Raw genomic sequence first — 18,275 nt, 5'->3', positions numbered from 1 at the left:
AAAATTCGGGCAGTGGGCTTTTTTTTTGCTTTTTTAGAGATAAGTATGTCCAAACCCAGCCGTTTTCAAACGCGTTCTGCCATCATACGAGGCTAGAGTTACTTTTTATTTTCGTATAAAGTGCAGGCTTTTCAGCGGGGACATGGGCTCAGGTTCACTTTCAGCGAAAATTCCTGCACTTTTGCAGGCTTTTCACCAAAATAAGCCAATTTCGAGAAAAAAACCTGCACTTTCGCAGGTTTTCTCCCTAGCAAGCTGATTTCTGCCCATTCGTGCAATTCCACGACCTGCACCGGGTGAGGCACGCGCTCAGAAAAAGCGGCTGTCCCCCAAATTAGTCACACTCGTTCCCCTAACCCTCACAGAGTGTCGCGATTGCCAAGCGAGGCTGGGAACGGCTAAGCCGCCAACCGGAAAGGAAGCCTATTCAACGAGTGACATCCCTATTCGATTCAGGGTTAGATGGAAATGGGGGACAGCGTTTTTCCCGTTTCGAGCAAACTTTTCAAGTTGCTTAGGACGGCCGGCCATCCGTTGTTCAATCCTTCGAACGTATCCTCTTTATCCAGCAAGTCGGCGGGCAGCAGGTTTTCGTGCTTAAGCGTTAATTTTACAGCTTCTTTCATCGGTCTCAGCTCAAAAGTGACCCGTGACGGCTGCTCGCGGACGATTGGATCATTCACGTAATTCCACGTAAAGGAAAGCAATCGATGCGGTTCGCACTTCAGGATAATTCCGTGATCGGAGACTTCTCCGTTACGGGAATAGGTGATGCTTGAGCCTTCCTGCCAATCGGACTGAACATCGCTTCCAAAGAAATACTTTTTGGTAAAATCGCCGCTTGTCAGAGCTTCCCACAGTTTTTCCGGTGTCGTGGCGATGTAAGTAACATAAACAAAGGTCGTATCAGTCATTTTTATTCTCCTCCAGTTTTTCTTTAAGTTCGCGCAAAGCATCGATCCGCTGCCGCTCATACTTTCCAATCCAGCGATCGTAAATTTCCCCGATAGGGGCGGCGTTCAAATCATGCAGTTTATTTCGTCCTTGCCATTCAACGGCAACTATTATATGCAGCCTTTTGGGTGCATGTCAAGGCGGCAGAACGAGGCTTTAGACCTATCCAGAACGCAGTATAATTTGCCGATATATGGAAAGAAGAATGAGAGGATAGAGGTGCGATATATGCCTAAAGGATTTTTTTCACAGGGAGTTATGGTGCTCTTGTCGGAGGCCGTTTCGATCCGCAAAATAGAAGAGATGCTTAATCGGCGGTTCGAAATTGTAAGTATAAAGGAAACCTATGAAGAGTGGGTGTTCGGCGGCCCCAGCCTGCTTGTTCCATACCGTCCGGAAGTCAACGGGTATATTCAGGTTGACGTCGTCGACAGGCCCTGGCCGGACGACATGGGCGACCCGTCGGAGGAGGCCATGATATTCGGGGCCTGGTCAATGGGCTTTTTCGGGCCTTATACGTTCCCGAACAATTTGGAGCGCGCGGCGCAGCAGGCGTGGGGATATCCCGAAGGACGGCAGGCTTGCGCCGATCACGAGGCGTTCATCCGCATCCGTTCCACGTATACGTTTGGTCAAATGGACGATCAAGCGCCGCTTTTGCCTGAGGATTATGAATCGCTTCCTGAGCTTTTGGCCGTGACCGACATCGCTGGTGTTCTGCTTCAACTGCCCGAAGCGCTTTGCTATTTCAACCCGAGCGGGGAGTGCCTCGCTTCTACAGAGATGTTTCATGAACTGTATGAACGCTATGAACAGACGGCGCTGCCTCCGCTGGAACTGTGGTCCAATGTCAGGATGTTTAACATTCCCAGCGATGAAAACTGGCTATTGATGGATTCGGTCGGCATGCTTCAATTGGATGTGACCGATCATGAGGCGATTTTTCATCGTCATGTTTACGACCCTGCCGAAGTCGCCAACTTTCTAAGAAACATATCGAATTATGTATACGAGAGCGGCCCCGTTATTAAAAATGGCGATACGACAGACGGGCCGGGCGGGGTCCGTTGGCAGGGCGTTTTGGCGGAGGAAGGATTGGCTGGACCGCCGCGCGAAGTAATCCGATGGTATCCGATGGACGGCAGGGAACGCCCGGCAATGCCGGAATGACCGACCGTTTTCCTGCCAATGCGGGAGAGGAATTTTTTAGAATATAGCAATTAAGAAGAAATCTTGCCCCTGTGTTTATGATAATATGAGTGCATGACTTTGCTAAGAAGGGTGAGGAAATCATGAGAACCGAAATATCAAGGGGCAGGCTCTGGACGGCACGAATCATGAGCTGGCTGGTTATTTTGTTTATGCTGTTCGATAGCATTTTTAAGTTCATTCAACCCGTACCCGTTGTAGAAGGCACAGTTGCTCTCGGCTATGCCGAGCACCATATCGCCGTAATTGGCATACTCGGGCTGATTTCTACCATTCTGTACGCCGTTCCTCGTACATCTTTTCTGGGTGCGCTGCTGCTGACCGCTTATTTTGGCGGGGTGGTTGCCACGCATATTCGAATGGACGCGCCGCTTTTTACGCATATTTTATTTCCGGTATATTTTGCTGTCCTGGCTTGGGGTGGAGTTTGGCTGAGAGACGAGCGCGTGCGCAAACTCATTCCATTTCGCAGCAAATGATCGGTTAAGCGTGCGAACTTTCGTACATTGACATTTTCGGGTTTCATAACTAATATTAAGAGAGTTTCTCACAACTTCATATTTTGGAAATAGGTGTAGTTAAAGTTTGTATCTAAGCTTTAATCGCTTAAAAGGGAAGTCCGGTTACATTCCGGCACGGACCCGCCACTGTACATGAGGTTCAGCCATGCCGGCTGATTTCTTTCGGAAAAGCCACTGGGCCATAAACCCGGGAAGGTCCGGAAGTCATACTCTTAGTCAGGAGACCTGCCTGTTTCAACATCACTGTTAGATCTACGGGATATTAGGGAGGTGGTTGGATGTGCTCATTTGTAAAATGTCTAAGTCCATGAACCCCTTCATGCTGAAGCGGTTTTAGCCGTTGTCTAGCCATGTACGCGTATAAAAAGCATTTCCGACTGCTTGTCTTGGGTCGGGTGTGCTTTTTTTGTTTTTTACTAAAAGGGGGATGCAAGATGAGAACAATGGAAAACAGATTTTCGCTGATTAAATGGGGAGTGATTGCAGCGGTTGTGCTTTCGCTGGCGGGATGTTCTACGCAGGACAAAACGAGCGGAACGGACACCAAGCAATCGTCCGCAGCCAAAAAGCTGACCGTAGCTTACACGTGGAAGCCTTCCGGCGTAGACCCCCACGGAGCGGACAGTTGGGACGTTATGCGTTCCGGCGCCGGTGAAACACTGGTTCGTCTCAACGAAAAGTTGGAGCCCGCTCCTTGGCTGGCCAAAGAGTGGAAGCAGGAAGATCCGACGACATGGGTGTTTAAACTGCAGGAAAACGCCACTTTTCATAGCGGAAAGGCGATGGATGCGGAAAGTGTCAAAAGCTCGCTGCAGCGCTCGACTGAGAAGAGCCATTTAGCCAAAGATTTGCTGCAGCTGAAATCCGTGGAGGTCGTCGCGCCGCATGAATTGAAAATCGTAACGGACAAGCCGAATGCCGCATTGGTATCTAATTTGGCAGATCCGTCCACGATTATCTTGGATACGGCGTCGATGGATGCGAAAAGCGGTTACCCCGCCATGACAGGGGCGTTTAAAATCAAACAGTTTAACAAAGACGATTCGCTTGTCGTCGAGAGATATCCGAATTATTGGGGAGAACCGGCCTTACTGTCCGAAGTCACGATGAAATTCGTAACGGATGGCAATGCCCGTTTGATGGCGCTGCAGTCGGGTCAAGCGGATGTCGCGACCGATATTCCGATCGACAGTGCGGCCTTGTTGGAAAAGGACAACAAGACCAAGGTGCTGTCGGCCCCGTCGCTTCGGACACACATGATGCTTTTTAATATGAAATCCCCCTTGTTCCAGGATGCGGCTAACCGGAGGGCGGTAGATCAATCGATTCCGCGGGAGGCTATTGCAGGTACCGTTATGAAGGGTTACGGCACTGCAGCAAAAGGCCCATTTCCAAGCGTACTTCCGTTTGGTAAAGTAGAACGTGCGGCGCAAAACCTCACTGTCGGGCAATTGCTGACACAGGGCGGCTGGCAGAAAAATGCGCAAGGGATTTGGGAAAAACAGGGGATACCGTTCGAGGCGACACTGTTAACTTTCCCGCAGCGGCCGGAGCTGTCCGTCATGGCCGAGGTCATCCAAAGCCAGTTATTAAAAGAAGGCATTAAGATCAACATTCGCAAAGTGGAAAATATCGATGACGCTTTGCTGAAGGATGATTGGGATTTATCGATGTACAGCATGTTAACGGCGCATACAGGCGAACCGCAATATTTTTTGAACACGTTCTACCGGTCGAATAGCGAGTCCAACGTCAGCCGGTACGTGTCGCAGCCGTTGGAACAGATTCTGGATCAACTTCTTTTGGCGTCGGATCCGGCCCAAAGAAATCAATTGGCCGTACAAGCCCAGGAAATTGTGAACACCGATCTGCCGCAGTCGTTTATCGTTCATCCCAATAATGTATTTGGCGCTAAAAAAGACGTGCAAGGATTTACTCCTCATCCGATCGAGTACTATTACATTCATTCTAAAGTCGATATGACGGAATAACAGGTGAAGCATTCAATGATTCGCTTTTGGTTGGAACGTGTGGCCCAACTCGTCATCGTTATATTTATGGTTTCTACTTTGACTTTCATTTTGATGCGGGTATCTCCCGGAGACCCGGCTGCCATCCTGCTGAAGGCGCACGATGTGCCCGCTTCCCCGGAAGCGTTGGCGTCATTGCGCCGGCAGCTGGGGCTCACGGATTCGCTATGGATGCAGTACATCCATTGGCTGCGCGACGTTTTCACATGGCAGTGGGGTCAATCTTACGTTTCCAAAGAACCGGTACTGGACGAACTCGTCAAAAGGTTGCCCGCAACTTTAGAATTGGCTGCAGCCGGATTTGCCATCATGGTATTCCTTACTTTTGGCTTGGGAATTACGACAGCTATTTTTTCCAACGGATGGCTGGATCGAACCGGCAGGTTTTTGGCGCTTGCGGGGTCTGTTCTTCCTTCGTTTTTGCTCGGCTTTCTTTTGATCTATTTGTTCTCCGTCCGGCTCGGCTGGTTTCCCTCCATGGGCCGCAGCGGCGCGTCCAATCTGGTTTTACCCGCAGTTACGCTCGGTCTTGGGCTAGGTACTATGTATGCACGGGTTTTGCGCGCGAATATGTTGAAATTGCACGATATGCCATTTATTAAAGCTGCCAAAGCGAGAGGGCTGTCCAGAAGCCGTATTTTTATATTTCATGTGCTTAAACATGCAGTGCTGCCTCTTTTGACGATCATGGGTACGAATTTTGCGTTTATGCTGGGCGGCAATGTCATTGTCGAAACGATATTTGCCTGGCCGGGTTTGGGCAAATATTTGATTGACGCGATTGCATTTAGAGACTATCCGGTCATTCAGGGGTATGTGATCTTCGCGACTTTCCTGATCGTGTCGATTCATTTGCTGGTGGAGGCTGTACAAGTTTCTCTGGACCCGCGGCTGTCGGCCCAATAGGAGAGGGGAAACACGGATTGAATACAACACGGTTCACTTTCAACGGGAGTCTACTAACCGGAATTGGGTTGTTGACGGTTATCGTCATCATCGGGGTGGCCGCGCCCTGGCTCGCTCCTCACGATCCGCTGCAAATTGATCTATTGAACCGGCTGGCCGTCCCCAGCCTGGAATACCCTTTCGGTACCGATCATTTGGGACGCTGCGTATTGTCGCGAACGATGTACGGCATACGAACGACTGTAACGGTTGCGTGTATGATTATGGTGTTTACGGTATGCATCAGCTTGCCTATCGGTCTTTTCATCGGGTATTTGCGCGGTCTAACGGACCGCATTTTGATGCGTGCGATTGATGGCATGCTTGCCATTCCCGACATGGTGATCACGGTTGCGGCCGTCGGCATTCTAGGCCCGAGTCTGACGAATATGGTTGCAGCTATCATTATGGTTCGCTGGGCAACCTATGTTCGTTTTATTCGCACCCTCGTTCAAAAAGCTTGCCGCGAAGATTATATTTTGTATGCGCGTCTGTCGGGCAATTCGCACTTTCGCATTATGAGGCGCTATATTTTTCCGAAAATCGTTTCCCCGCTCGCCGCATTCGGCGCATGGGATATGGGGAGGGTCGTACTCATGATTGCCGGTCTTTCGTTTCTCGGTCTCGGCGCGCAGCCGCCGACACCCGAATGGGGAGTCATGCTGCACGATGCGACGGCATATTTCCAATTGGCTCCACATGTCATGCTGTTTCCGGGGCTGGCGATTATGCTGTTTGTATGGGCTTGCCAGCTTATGGGAGACCGTTCCGAAAGAGGTGCAGCGTGACAGCGAACCGGAAATCTTTGTTAAGTGTCGAGAAGTTAACGATTTCACAAATGGCATCCGATCCGCCAAAACCGCTTGTCCGGGAAGTATCGTTTCAATTATATCCGGGTGAAATTGTCGCGCTTACAGGGCCGAGCGGGTGCGGCAAAAGTTTAACTGCACACGCGATCGTCGGGTTGTTGGAACCGGAATTGAAAGTAACGAGGGGCCAGATGATGTATAACGGTCAAAATATCGCCGGCAACGATGACCGAGGATGGCAAAAGCTCCGCCGGGAAGAAATTGCCCTGCTGATCCAACACTCGTTGAACGGGCTGAATCCGATCCTGACGGTAAAAAAACAGATGACGGAAACTTTGCGGCACAGGAAAACGTACTTAAAAAAAGATATCGAACCTTACCTGTGCGAGCTTCTGAGCCAAGTCGGCTTTTCGGACCCGAAGCATATTTTATCCGCCTATCCTTTTGAATTGAGCGGGGGGATGTGTCAAAGGGTGCTGGTGGCCATGATGTTAAGTTTGAGGCCTAAACTATTGATTGCCGACGAACCGACAACGGCCCTTGATGCGATCAACAGGGACAAGGTGTTGACCTTGTTCAAACAGTTGAGAGACGATTACGCGCTGACCATCCTGCTGATTTCGCATGACAGGCAAAGCGTGAGGCGGATTTCAGATCGCGTTATCCAAATGAAACCGGAAGGAATCCTTCAATGATCAAGCTGGAATTGCGGCAGGTGACAAAGTCATATCCGATTAGAACAAGGCATCGATCGCGCTTTAAGGCACAGACAACCGGCGTCCAGGCGGTGAAGCAGGTTGACTTGATTTTGCATAAGGAAGAATGCCTAGGTTTAATCGGGGAAAGCGGCAGCGGCAAAAGCACGCTCGCCAAATTGATCATGCGGCTGGAGCCGGTATCTTCGGGGCAAATCCTGCTTGACGGGCAGCCGATTTCCGGCAAACGGACGAACGATCTCGATATTTACAGGCGTATTCAACTGGTGCTGCAGGATTCGTCTTCCTCTTTGCATCCGGGCATGACGGTGAGTGAAATTTTGGAAGAACCGATCTGCAATTATTTTCCGGAAGAAAAAGCAAATGTTCAAGAGCGGTGCTCAGACCTATTAAAGCTCGTCGATCTCGATGACTCGTATTTATCCAAGCATCCGCATCAATTAAGCGGCGGACAGAAGCAGCGCGTTTGTATCGCCAGAGCGTTGGCCGTACGGCCCGAAACGATCATTTTTGACGAATCCGTCGCAAGCCTGGACCCGTCGTCGCAAACTTCCATGCTGCAAATGTTAAAACGCGTGCAAAAGCAATCACAATTATCTTATTTGTTTATTACGCATGATCTTATTTCCGCCCGATCATTCTGCGACCGGGTTGCTGTCATGTATCAGGGAGAAATTGTGGAGACATTCACGGATTGGGACGACTCGCATTTTAAACATCCTTATACACGTTTGTTGTTCCAATCGATATTTGCATGAACCGGAGGGGAGCCGAATGAACTTGCTGTTAAAAGATTACGAAATCAGGGAAATCGAATTGGAGGAGGCGGCTGCGGCGGTGGATTTCGCTATGAGGATCCGCAGAGAAGTTTTTCCCATGCTGGATCCCTATACGCTGCCGTCCGATTTGGCGGATTTTCAAAACGTATATGACCGGTCGGAGAAGGCTGCATTTCTCGCGGCTTTCGATAAAGACGGTGCGATTGCCGCAACAGCGGCATTTTTGCGTTATGACGATCGCATTCAAGACATGAAAGGCCGTTATTCATCCCGGAAGACGGCGGAATTGGTGAAATGCTACGTGAAACCGGAGCTGAGACACCAAGGGCTGGGCTCCGAATTAGTAAGGGAAGTGCTCCAGCTCGCCCGCGTCAAAGGGTATGAGACCATGTACCTGCACACGCATCGTTTTTTGCCTGGGGCGGTGCGTTTTTGGGAGAAGCAGGGATTTGTGCTGCGTCTGGAGTCATTTGATTCCTATGAAACGGTGCATATGGACAAAGGTTTGAACGATTGCGCGATTTGATTCGTCATTATACAATCAAACATATCGATTTCATTCGAATGGAGAGGAATACATATGTCCGAAACTAAGCTGGTTATTGGCTATGACGATTATGAAGATGGCGTGAAAATAACGCAATTGATTGAACAATTGGCGGAGGGCCCGCAAAGCAAAGAGCTGGAAAGCTTAATTATCGGCGATTGGGGCGGCTCTTACGAGAACGATTCCGCTTCTGTCGTGGAGACGCTTGTCCGGTTAAAGGACAGCTTTCCGAAGCTGCGCAAGCTGTTTATCGGCGATATGGAGTTTGACGAATGCGAAGTGTCCTGGATCAGGCAATCCAATGTGGCGCCGCTGTTAACCGCTTATCCGGAGCTTCGCTCGCTGATCATTAAAGGAAGTACGGAGCTGGAGCTGACCCCGGCCAGCCACGAGAAGCTGGAAGAACTGGTCATTATTTGCGGCGGCCTCGGCAAAAATGTGCTTGACAGCATCGCGGGGGGCCATTTTCCTCAGCTGAAAAAGCTGGAGCTGTATCTCGGCGTGGAAGGGTACGGATTCGACGGGAACCTGGAGGATGTACTGCAGGTGGCTCAGCCGGGCAAATTCCCTGAACTGACTTATTTAGGCTTAAAAGACAGCGAAATTCAGGATGAGATTGCGATCGCACTCGCCGAGTCTCCGATTCTAGACCAATTGCACACGCTGGATTTATCGCAGGGAACGCTGTCGGATGCCGGGGCGGAGGCACTGCTGAACAGCGAGCGGGTGAAAAAGCTGCAATTTCTTGATTTAAGCTACCATTATATGTCCGAAGAAATGATGGAGCGCTGGAAGCAATCCGGATTGAATGTCGATATTAGCGACGTCCAGGATGCGTCTGATGACGATTACCGTTATCCGTCCTTAACGGAATAGCCATGGAGCCGATGATCGTAATCGGCAATCCGGATAACCGGCGAACGGCGGGATTGCAGGAAGCCCGGCAAAAACTCGGGCTTCCGCCTGCGCACGTTGTATCGTATCTGGAGCTGCTGCGGGGAGAGCATGCGCTTGCCAAAGCTGCGGAGCAGTCCGCCCGGCAAGGGGACAGCTCCCCGCTGCTGCGCATCGATGCGCCCGGCGAGCATTTCGAGGTGGAGCGCGAAATCATCGCGCTGGGGGCGCCGGATGCCAGGGCGGAATGGCGTGATGACCGCCTGCTGCCCTTCGGCGGCAGACCCGATCGCCAGCCCGTCTCGATGAAAGCCGCGCTGGCGATCAAAGAGCAGCGGGGGCGCATCTATCATCCCTCGCAATGGTTTCGCGGCTTCGGACGGCTGCTCGCCCGGCTTGAGCGCGAGGCGCAGGAGCTGTGGTCTGCGCCCCGCTGGTTGAATGCGCCTGCCGATATCGCAGGCATGTTCGACAAGCGGCAGACTCACCGGACGCTGACGGAAGCCGGCGTCCCCGTGCCACGGCTGCTTGCGCCCGCAGAGGCGCTTGCCGATTACGAGGCGCTGCGGGCTGAGATGCTGGAGGGGCGGATGCACCGCGTATTCGTGAAGCTGGCCGCCGGTTCAGGCGCCTGCGGCGTGGTGGCTTACCAGCTCAATCCGCGGACCGGCGAAGAGCTTGCCGTTACCACGATCGGCGTGGAAAATTATATCGCCACGCCGCCCGTCTATTATAACGCCGTCAAGCCGCGCCGCTACAGCGATCCGGCAACGATAAGACAGGTGCTGAACTGGCTGCTTCAGCACGGAGCGCATGTCGAGCAGTGGATCGCGAAAGCTTCCGTCGGGGGACGGGCGTTCGACATCCGGCAGTTGGTGGTCGCAGGCGAGGCTTGCCACAGCGTAGCGCGGGTGAGCCGTACGCCGATCACCAATCTGCATTTGCGGAGCGAGCGGATGGGGCTTGACGAGATCGGACTCTCGGCCGATGTGCAGCAAGCTGTGCGGGAATGCGCGGAGCGGGCGTTGTTCGCGTTCCCGCATTCCCGGGTGGCGGGGATCGACGTTCTGCTGCGCAGCGGCACGCTGACGCCTTTTGTGGCGGATGTGAATCCGTTCGGCGATCTGTTATACCGCGTGCTGCACAAGGGCTATGATACATACACTTGGGAACTGAAGCGGCTGACGGCTGTTTCGATCGAGAATGAAGCGGTTCAAAACAGGAAGGTGACAACGACTTGATGGATATGAACCGGATTGTGGGCAGCCACGACATCCTGATGATTACGCTGGATACGCTGCGCTACGATGCCGCGGTGCTGGAGGAGGCAAACTGCCCGAATTTGTGCGGCGGCGGGCATTGGGAGAAGAGGCATACGCCGGGCAGCTTCACTTATGCGGCGCATCACGCTTTTTTTGGCGGATTTTTGCCGACTCCCGCCACCACGAACAAAGCCGAGCACATCCGGCTGTTTCATTCCAAGCATACCGGACTGAAGACACATCCTCGCACATGGCTGTTCGATGCACCGGACATCGTGTCCGGGCTGGCGGCCGAAGGCTACACGACCGTCTGCATAGGCGGCGTCATCTTTTTCACGAAGAAAGTGCCTTTGGCGCGCGTGCTGCCGGGATATTTTCAGCACAGCTACTGGCGCATGACATTCGGAGTGACCAATCCGCGCTCCACCGAGCACCAGGTCAACCATGCGATAAAGCTGCTCAGCGGAATTTCCGAGGATGAGCGGTTGTTTTTGTTTTTGAACGTTTCGGCCATTCATGGACCGAACCATTATTATGTGCCGGGCGCCCGGAAAGATTCGGTGGAGACGCAGCGTGCGGCGCTGCGCTATGTCGACGGGCAGCTCGGCCGTTTGTTCACGGCGATGAGCGCCCGCAAGCGCCCGGTTTTGTGTCTTGCGTTCTCCGATCACGGAACGGCTTATGGAGAAGATGGATACGAAGGGCACCGGCTGGCTCATGAGGTCGTCTGGACCGTGCCTTACCGCGAATTTATTTTGTAGATTTATATGGAAAGGATGTGGTTACAGGTGCCAAATTCCCGTATGCCCGATCCTGACGATGCTCGTTGGAAAGAGCGCATGCAAGCAGATCCGTACCGCTCGTATTTGTATTCTTATCCGCACAAAACGGCTTACCGCGAGCTGACGCCAGAGCTGTCTTTGGAAGAGCTGTGGCGGGACGAAGAGGCGGAAACTTTTTTCCTGTACATGCACATTCCGTTTTGCGGCGCCCGGTGCGGCTTCTGCAATTTATTTACACTGCCGGACAAGCGTACGGATGCGCACCGGCAATATGTGGACGCGCTTGAGCGGCAGGCGAGGCAGTGGGCGCCCTATGTGAGCCGCAAGCCGTTTGCGCGTTTTGCCATCGGCGGCGGAACGCCTACGCTGCTTGAGCCTGCGCTTTTGGAACGGCTGTTCGGCATCGCCGAAGAGGTGATGGGACTGGATGCGGCGCAGGCGTCCATCTCCGTCGAAGCGTCTCCCGAGACGGTGACGCCGGAGAGGCTGGGCATTCTTCGCGAGCGGCAAGTGGATAGGATCAGCATGGGCATCCAAAGCTTTGTCGAAAAGGAAACCGCCGCGATTTACCGTCCGCAAAATCCGCTGGAGGCGGAGCGGGCGCTGGATGTGTTGAAGCGGTACGATTTTCCGATATTGAATCTGGATTTGATTTACGGCCTGCCCGGACAGACGGTTCGATCATGGTTGTATTCGCTGGAGCGGACGCTATCTTTTGAACCGGAGGAAATTTTTATTTATCCGCTGTACACCCGGGAGCACACGATTGTGAAGCCGGGGGACCGCCGGTTGAGCGGCGACGACGTGCGCATGGACTGCTATGCCGCCGCGCGCGAACGTTTGCTGGCCGAAGGGTATACGCAGTATTCGATGCGCAGGTTCGCCAAGGAGCGGGCGGGCTCCCGCAAACATCCGCTTCCCTACGGCTGCCAGGAGGAAGGCATGGTCGGGTTGGGCTGCGGGGCCCGTTCGTACACCCGGCGCGTTCACTACTCGTCCCGCTACGGCGTCAGCCGGCAGGCGACGGAGAGCATCATTGCCGATTACGTTGCCGCCGCGCGGTACGATTTTGCGGATTACGGCATTGTTCTTGGCGAACGGGAGCAGAAGCGGCGCTTCATTTTAAAAGCGATTTTGCATCGTGAAGGCTTGCCGCTTCACTCCTACAAAGCGCGGTTCGCAAGCGATCCGCTTGGCGATTTTCCGGAGCTGGATGTGCTGCTGAGAACGGAGTGGGCTGTGCTGTCGGAAGGGGTGCTTCGGTTGACTGATGAAGGTTTGGCATATTCCGACGCGATCGGAGATTGGCTTATTTCACCAGAGGTACGCGAGCGGATGGAAGGGTACGTGTTCACATGAAGGCGACGTTATACTACCGGGGCAGCCTGTCCTCCTGCAATTACGATTGCCCGTACTGCCCGTTCAGCAAAAACAAGGATAGCGCCGAGACGCTTGCCAAGGACCGGATGCAAGTGGACGTGTTTGTGGACTGGGTGCGCCGGCAAGCGCGTGAGGGGCACCGGCTGTCGGTGTTTTTCAACCCGTACGGCGAGGGTTTGATCCACCGCTGGTACAGGAAGGCGATCACGGAGCTGTCGCATATGGAGCATGTCGATAAAGTGGTGATCCAGACGAATCTGTCGGCCATTTTGGCATGGACGGCGGAGCTGAATCCGCACAAAGCGGCCTTCTGGGCCACTTACCATCCGGGACAGACGGGCGAATCGGCTTTCCTGGCGCAGTGCGGCGAGCTGCATGGCCGCGGCATACCGTTCAGCGTCGGGACTGTCGGGGTAAAAACGGCCTTTGAGGCGATTGCCTCGCTGCGCCGGGCTTTGCCGGATGACGTGTATGTGTGGGTCAACGCTTTTAAGGATAAAAGCGGCTATTATACCGAAGCCGACCGCGCATTTTTGCGCGGGATCGATCCGCACTTCGAACGCAATCTAATCGATTACGAGAGCGCCGGCAGGCGCTGTGCGGCAGGGGAGTCGGTATTTTATGTGCAGGGCTCCGGCTTGGTGAAACGATGTTATCAGGACCGCCAGGTGATCGGCCATCTGTACCGGGACGGCCTGGAACGATTGTCCGGCCCGCAGACGTGCAGGATGAAAAGCTGCGGCTGCTACATCGGCTATATTCATCTGCCGGATCTTCGCATGGCGGAAGTATACGGGGACCGTATGCTTGAACGCATCGCAACGCCGCTGACATAGCCGCTTTGCAGTTTCAAGCGAAATGGATGCCTACGACAGCCGCCGGCAGCTATACGAACAAGCTTGATCGATCCTGCCGTATGGTTGTTGTTCGACGATCTAAATGTACTCATCCCTTGAACTCGAATAATAAGTTGGGAGCCGGACTGGAAACCGCTACCACTTGCGAATTGTGGAAATCTGCTTGAAATTTCATACAGAAATTGTACTGATTTCGTAAAATCGAAAAATAGGCATGAAAAATCGAACAGAATCGTTCCTTGAGCGGGAAAAATGACTTTTGTATGCAAAAAATCAAACAGAATAGCGCAGAAGGGACTGCAACCGGTTACAGCATCCACCCGACGCAGCCTGATTCGAGATCGAGCACGCCAGTGTACATGCGCCGAACATCCCCCATCCTGTCAGTAGCCAGGCGGACGAACCCAAATGATGGGGTCTCCGCAAGCGTTTGATCCTTTTATCAATATTATTGATAAATTATATAAGATCATTCTAATTGACCCGCTGCTCTACCTGTGATAGGTTCAAGAGAGTAAATTAAAAGCTGATACGCATACTAGGAATTCATCATTTTTTGCATGTTATGAGAGGTGGATATTTTTTGGAACTTCAAGTCATGAACAGTCCCTTTAATCAGGAACAGGTAGAATTGCTAAATCGTCTGCTTTCTACGCTAACGGAAACCCAGCGAATCTGGCTGACCGGTTATTTCGCGGCTCTTCAAGGATCGGCATCTGCAGCGGTATCCGGCGCGGCGCCTTCGGCAGCTGCAGCGGCTCCGGCAGCGAGTGCCCCGGCGATTCCCAAAGAAGTGACCGTACTCTTCGGATCACAGACCGGCAAGTCCCAGGGGCTAGCCAAAAAGGTGTCCAAGAAGCTGGAAGAGCTCGGATTTCAGGTGGCGCTCTCCTCAATGGCAGACTTCAAACCGAATAATTTGAAAAAGCTCAAAAACCTGCTTATTCTCGTGAGCACCCACGGGGAAGGAGAGCCGCCGGATAATGCGATTTCATTCTATGAATTCCTTCATAGCAAAAGAGCGCCGCAGCTGGAGGATCTGCGCTTTTCCGTACTCTCGCTCGGAGATACGTCTTACGAGTTTTTCTGCCAAACAGGCAAAGATTTTGACAAAAAGCTGGAAGAACTGGGCGGCAAGCGGCTTACGCAGCGCGTCGATTGCGACGTGGATTTCGATGAGCCTGCCGCGGAGTGGATGAATCAAGTTGTAAGCTCTTTAAGCGAAGCTTCAGCAGCCTCAGTCGTTGCAAGCGGAGCGGGAGCGGCGGCGGTTGAAAGCGGGGGCGAATCGCAATACTCCAGAACGAACCCGTTTCAAGCCGAAGTTCTTGAAAATTTGAACCTGAACGGCCGCGGTTCGGATCGTGAAACTCGCCATATCGAGATCTCGCTGGAGGGGTCCGATCTTCAATATGAACCGGGCGACTGCTTGGGCATTTATCCGGAAAATCACCCTCGTCTTGTAGACGAATTCATCGAAGCTATGGGGTGGAGCGCCAACGAGCCCGTTGCCATAAATAAAAATGGCGAAAAGCGTCCGCTGCAAGAGGCGCTGCTTCGTAATTATGAAATTACCGTACTGACGAAGCCGCTGCTTGAGCAAGCTTCGAAACTTAGTCCGGATAATGGGCTGCAAGAACTGCTGGCTGCAGGACGTGAGCAGGATCTTAAATCGTATCTTGCCGGACGGGATCTCTTGGATCTGGTTCAAGATTACTCCTTTAAGGGCGTATCCGCCGGCGAATTCGTATCGATCCTGCGAAAAATGCCTGCCCGGCTTTATTCGATCGCAAGCAGCTCCAAAGCTTTCCCCGGCGAGGTTCACGTTACGGTGCGCACGGTACGTTACGATTTGCGCGGAAGAGAGCGTTACGGGGTGTGCTCCGTGCAGCTCGCGGAACGCATCAAGTCTGGCGATACGCTGCCGGTTTATATTCAAAACAACCCGAATTTCAAGCTGCCTGACAATCCGGAAACGCCGGTCATTATGATCGGACCCGGAACCGGCGTTGCTCCGTTCAGAGCTTTTTTAGGCGAACGGGAAGAGAGCGGAGCCGAAGGGAAAACATGGCTTTTCTACGGCGATCAGCATTTCTCCACAGATTTTCTGTATCAGATCGAATGGCAAAAATGGCTCAAAAACGGCGTGTTGACGCACATGGACGTCGCGTTCTCCCGCGATACCGACCAAAAAGTTTACGTGCAGCACAGAATGCTTGAAAAGAGCACTGAGCTTTATAAATGGCTTCAGGAAGGGGCATGCGTCTACGTTTGCGGCGACGAAAAGAAAATGGCGCACGATGTCCATGCAGCTTTGGCAACGATCATTGAACAAGAGGGCGGTTTCAGCGCGGAAGAAGCTGCGGAATATTTGACCCGGATGCAGCAGCAAAAACGTTATCAACGGGATGTATATTAAGTTTCGCATCCCAAAGATCGCAAGAGGAGTGAGGGCAATATGTCAGAAAATAATTTACTTTCAGCGAACAGTGCGCCGCATAGCGACGTAGAACATATCAAAATCAGAAGCAATTACTTGCGCGGCAGCCTAGAAGAGACGCTTGAGGATCGCATCACCGGGTCCATTCCCGAGGATGACAACCGGTTGATGAAATTCCACGGAAGCTACATGCAGGACGACAGGGATCTGCGAAATGAACGGCAAAAGCAGAAGCTGGAGCCGGCTTATCAATTCATGCTCCGCGTACGCGCCGCCGGCGGGATTGTCACGCCAGAGCAGTGGCTGATGATGGACCGGGTCGCACGGAAATATTCCGGCGGAACGATCCGCCTGACGACCCGTCAATCTTTTCAGCTTCATGGCGTAATCAAGTGGAACATGAAGCAGACGATTCGGGAAGTAAACGATGCGATGCTAAGCACGTTGGCCGCTTGCGGCGACGTAAACCGCAATGTGATGTGCAACCCGAATCCGTACCAGTCGGACGTTCATTCCGAAGTGTACGAGTGGGCCCGCCGTGTCAGCGATCATCTTGATCCGCGGACCAAAGCCTATCACGAAATTTGGCTTGACGGCGAAAAAGTGGTGGACAGCCGGGACGGAGTAGAGCAAGAGCCGATCTATGGGCCCGTTTATTTGCCGCGCAAGTTTAAAATAGGCATGGCTGTACCGCCTTCCAACGACGTAGACGTATTCTCGCAAGATCTTGGATTCATCGCGATCGTAGAAGAAGGACGTCTGAAGGGCTTCAACGTTTCGGTAGGCGGCGGGATGGGGATGAGCCACGGCGATCCGCTGACGTACCCGCAGGTCGCGCAAGTCATCGGATTCATCAAGCCTGAACAAATGATTGACTTGGCGGAGAAGACGGTTACGATTCAACGGGATTATGGCGACCGCTCGGTGCGCAAGCATGCCCGTTTTAAATACACGATCGACGACCGCGGTATCGATTGGTTCATTGAAGAACTTACCGCTCGCCTGGGCTGGAAACTGGAGGAAGCGCGTCCGTACCATTTTGATCATAATGGGGACCGGTATGGTTGGGTGAAAGGGAATGACGGAAACTGGCATTTCACCTTGTTTATCCAAAACGGACGGGTCAAAGACGACGACAATTACCTTTTGATGACGGGATTAAGGGAAATTGCCAAGGTTCACACTGGGGATTTCAGGCTTACTCCAAACCAGAACCTGGTTATCGGGAACGTAAGCAAACAGAAAAAGAAAAAGATTGAAGAACTGATCAAGGATTACGGGCTCACCGACGGACACAATTACTCGGCATTGCGGAGAAATTCCATGGCCTGCGTCGCTCTTCCGACTTGCGGGTTGGCGATGGCCGAGTCGGAGCGCTACCTCCCGGATCTGTTGAATAAGATCGAACCTATGCTGCAGGAGGCCGGATTGCAGGACAAGGAGATCGTCATTCGCATGACCGGCTGTCCGAATGGATGCGCCCGCCCGATGCTGGCGGAAATCGCGTTCATCGGCAAGGCGCCCGGCAAATACAACATGTATTTGGGTGGCGGCCATTCCGGTAACCGGCTGAACAAGCTGTACAAGGAAAACATTGGCGAAGCGGAGATCCTGGAATCGCTGCGGCCGATTATCGCTCAATATGCGAAGGAACGGCGTGGAAACGAGCATTTCGGCGATTTTGTCATTCGCGCGGGCTATGTCAAAGAAGTTCGTTCCGGGCAAGACTTTCATTCATAAACAAGCCTGACCGAAAATGAATCGCGCCAAAGGGAGGCTAATCAGGATGCCCTGCGTGCCGGGTTTTAAGGCACCCTCCTGATTGCGCGGAAAAAACCTGCAAAAGTACAGTTTTTACTCGATGGATACGCTGGCCGCGAAAAATTCCTGCAAATGTGCAGGCTTTTCGCCGTGAACATGGGCTTAGATTCATTTTCATCGAAAATTCCTGTACTATTGCAGGTTTTTCGCCAAAACGAACGATTTTTATGGAAGAAACCTGCACAATCGCAGGTTTTTTTTGTTACACTCTCACTTCAGCTCCGCAATCCGTGTAGGAGAGGCATGGATTGACGAAGAGGGCTGTGCTGTGCTCCTCCAGTCCTTTTAACCCGTCACAGTAGAATTGGTCCATTAATAATCAAAGAAAT

At 52.6% G+C, this 18,275-nt stretch carries 16 protein-coding genes and 1 riboswitch; of the genes, 15 read left to right on the top strand and 1 reads right to left on the bottom strand.

All coding sequences use genetic code 11. From position 1 onward, the window contains the following. Nucleotides 1-458: 458 nt before the first annotated feature. Entirely contained in the window at nt 459-914 is a 456-nt protein-coding gene (locus tag AC3G2T_RS25845) for an SRPBCC family protein (RefSeq protein WP_474683114.1), read from the bottom strand. A 268-nt stretch (nt 915-1,182) separates the two neighbouring features. On the opposite strand from AC3G2T_RS25845, the gene AC3G2T_RS25840 reads away from it, so the two are divergent. The 15 genes from AC3G2T_RS25840 (at nt 1,183) to cysI (ending at nt 17,865) form a co-directional block, all read left to right on the top strand. After that, nucleotides 1,183-2,124: a DUF4261 domain-containing protein gene (locus tag AC3G2T_RS25840; RefSeq protein ID WP_474683113.1), complete on the top strand. Its 942-nt coding sequence runs from the start codon at nt 1,183-1,185 to the stop codon at nt 2,122-2,124. A gap of 122 nt (nt 2,125-2,246) precedes the next feature. Continuing rightward, entirely contained in the window at nt 2,247-2,642 is a 396-nt protein-coding gene (locus tag AC3G2T_RS25835) for a DoxX family protein (protein WP_474683112.1), read from the top strand. A gap of 74 nt (nt 2,643-2,716) precedes the next feature. Further along, nucleotides 2,717-2,931: riboswitch (cobalamin riboswitch) on the top strand. A gap of 187 nt (nt 2,932-3,118) precedes the next feature. Beyond that, a complete protein-coding gene (locus AC3G2T_RS25830; protein ID WP_488437375.1) occupies nt 3,119-4,675 on the top strand; it encodes an ABC transporter substrate-binding protein in 1,557 nt (518 codons plus the stop codon). A gap of 15 nt (nt 4,676-4,690) precedes the next feature. Beyond that, entirely contained in the window at nt 4,691-5,620 is a 930-nt protein-coding gene (gene nikB, locus AC3G2T_RS25825; RefSeq protein ID WP_474683110.1) for a nickel ABC transporter permease, read from the top strand. Between the two features lie 17 nt (nt 5,621-5,637). Further along, the gene (locus tag AC3G2T_RS25820; RefSeq protein ID WP_474683109.1) at nt 5,638-6,447 is read left to right on the top strand and encodes an ABC transporter permease; all 810 of its coding nucleotides are present in this window, start codon (nt 5,638-5,640) and stop codon (nt 6,445-6,447) included. Beyond that, a complete protein-coding gene (locus tag AC3G2T_RS25815; RefSeq protein WP_474683108.1) occupies nt 6,444-7,163 on the top strand; it encodes an ATP-binding cassette domain-containing protein in 720 nt (239 codons plus the stop codon). The genes AC3G2T_RS25820 and AC3G2T_RS25815 overlap by 4 nt, the downstream gene beginning before the upstream one ends. Further along, nucleotides 7,160-7,942, top strand: a complete 783-nt coding sequence (locus AC3G2T_RS25810) for an ABC transporter ATP-binding protein (protein WP_488437374.1) — start codon at nt 7,160-7,162, stop codon at nt 7,940-7,942. The genes AC3G2T_RS25815 and AC3G2T_RS25810 overlap by 4 nt, the downstream gene beginning before the upstream one ends. Before the next feature lie 16 nt (nt 7,943-7,958). Next, entirely contained in the window at nt 7,959-8,489 is a 531-nt protein-coding gene (locus tag AC3G2T_RS25805) for a GNAT family N-acetyltransferase (RefSeq protein ID WP_474683106.1), read from the top strand. Between the two features lie 54 nt (nt 8,490-8,543). After that, nucleotides 8,544-9,386: an STM4015 family protein gene (locus tag AC3G2T_RS25800; protein WP_474683105.1), complete on the top strand. Its 843-nt coding sequence runs from the start codon at nt 8,544-8,546 to the stop codon at nt 9,384-9,386. 2 nt (nt 9,387-9,388) lie between these two features. Continuing rightward, the gene (locus AC3G2T_RS25795; protein ID WP_474683104.1) at nt 9,389-10,645 is read left to right on the top strand and encodes an STM4014 family protein; all 1,257 of its coding nucleotides are present in this window, start codon (nt 9,389-9,391) and stop codon (nt 10,643-10,645) included. Continuing rightward, a complete protein-coding gene (locus AC3G2T_RS25790) occupies nt 10,642-11,427 on the top strand; it encodes an STM4013/SEN3800 family hydrolase (RefSeq protein ID WP_474683103.1) in 786 nt (261 codons plus the stop codon). The genes AC3G2T_RS25795 and AC3G2T_RS25790 overlap by 4 nt, the downstream gene beginning before the upstream one ends. A 42-nt stretch (nt 11,428-11,469) precedes the next feature. Beyond that, on the top strand, nt 11,470-12,807 hold the full coding sequence (locus tag AC3G2T_RS25785; protein WP_474683262.1) for an STM4012 family radical SAM protein: 1,338 nt from the start codon (nt 11,470-11,472) through the stop codon (nt 12,805-12,807). Beyond that, entirely contained in the window at nt 12,804-13,664 is an 861-nt protein-coding gene (locus tag AC3G2T_RS25780; RefSeq protein WP_474683102.1) for an STM4011 family radical SAM protein, read from the top strand. The genes AC3G2T_RS25785 and AC3G2T_RS25780 overlap by 4 nt, the downstream gene beginning before the upstream one ends. Before the next feature lie 604 nt (nt 13,665-14,268). Then, the gene (locus AC3G2T_RS25775) at nt 14,269-16,104 is read left to right on the top strand and encodes an assimilatory sulfite reductase (NADPH) flavoprotein subunit (protein WP_474683101.1); all 1,836 of its coding nucleotides are present in this window, start codon (nt 14,269-14,271) and stop codon (nt 16,102-16,104) included. 39 nt (nt 16,105-16,143) lie between these two features. Next, a complete protein-coding gene (gene cysI / locus AC3G2T_RS25770) occupies nt 16,144-17,865 on the top strand; it encodes an assimilatory sulfite reductase (NADPH) hemoprotein subunit (protein WP_474683100.1) in 1,722 nt (573 codons plus the stop codon). The last annotated feature ends 410 nt before the right edge of the window (nt 17,866-18,275 follow it).

The sequence above is a fragment of the Paenibacillus sp. sgz302191 genome (assembly GCF_057749925.1).
This window is presented reverse-complemented; position numbering and strand designations above follow the sequence as displayed.

Coding starts and splice junctions, on each gene's coding strand:
- AC3G2T_RS25845 (WP_474683114.1), bottom strand. CDS start 914: ATGACTGATACGACCTTTGTTTATGTTACTTACATCGCCACGACACCG.
- AC3G2T_RS25840 (WP_474683113.1), top strand. CDS start 1,183: ATGCCTAAAGGATTTTTTTCACAGGGAGTTATGGTGCTCTTGTCGGAG.
- AC3G2T_RS25835 (WP_474683112.1), top strand. CDS start 2,247: ATGAGAACCGAAATATCAAGGGGCAGGCTCTGGACGGCACGAATCATG.
- AC3G2T_RS25830 (WP_488437375.1), top strand. CDS start 3,119: ATGAGAACAATGGAAAACAGATTTTCGCTGATTAAATGGGGAGTGATT.
- nikB (WP_474683110.1), top strand. CDS start 4,691: ATGATTCGCTTTTGGTTGGAACGTGTGGCCCAACTCGTCATCGTTATA.
- AC3G2T_RS25810 (WP_488437374.1), top strand. CDS start 7,160: ATGATCAAGCTGGAATTGCGGCAGGTGACAAAGTCATATCCGATTAGA.
- AC3G2T_RS25805 (WP_474683106.1), top strand. CDS start 7,959: ATGAACTTGCTGTTAAAAGATTACGAAATCAGGGAAATCGAATTGGAG.
- AC3G2T_RS25800 (WP_474683105.1), top strand. CDS start 8,544: ATGTCCGAAACTAAGCTGGTTATTGGCTATGACGATTATGAAGATGGC.
- AC3G2T_RS25795 (WP_474683104.1), top strand. CDS start 9,389: ATGGAGCCGATGATCGTAATCGGCAATCCGGATAACCGGCGAACGGCG.
- AC3G2T_RS25785 (WP_474683262.1), top strand. CDS start 11,470: ATGCCCGATCCTGACGATGCTCGTTGGAAAGAGCGCATGCAAGCAGAT.
- AC3G2T_RS25780 (WP_474683102.1), top strand. CDS start 12,804: ATGAAGGCGACGTTATACTACCGGGGCAGCCTGTCCTCCTGCAATTAC.
- cysI (WP_474683100.1), top strand. CDS start 16,144: ATGTCAGAAAATAATTTACTTTCAGCGAACAGTGCGCCGCATAGCGAC.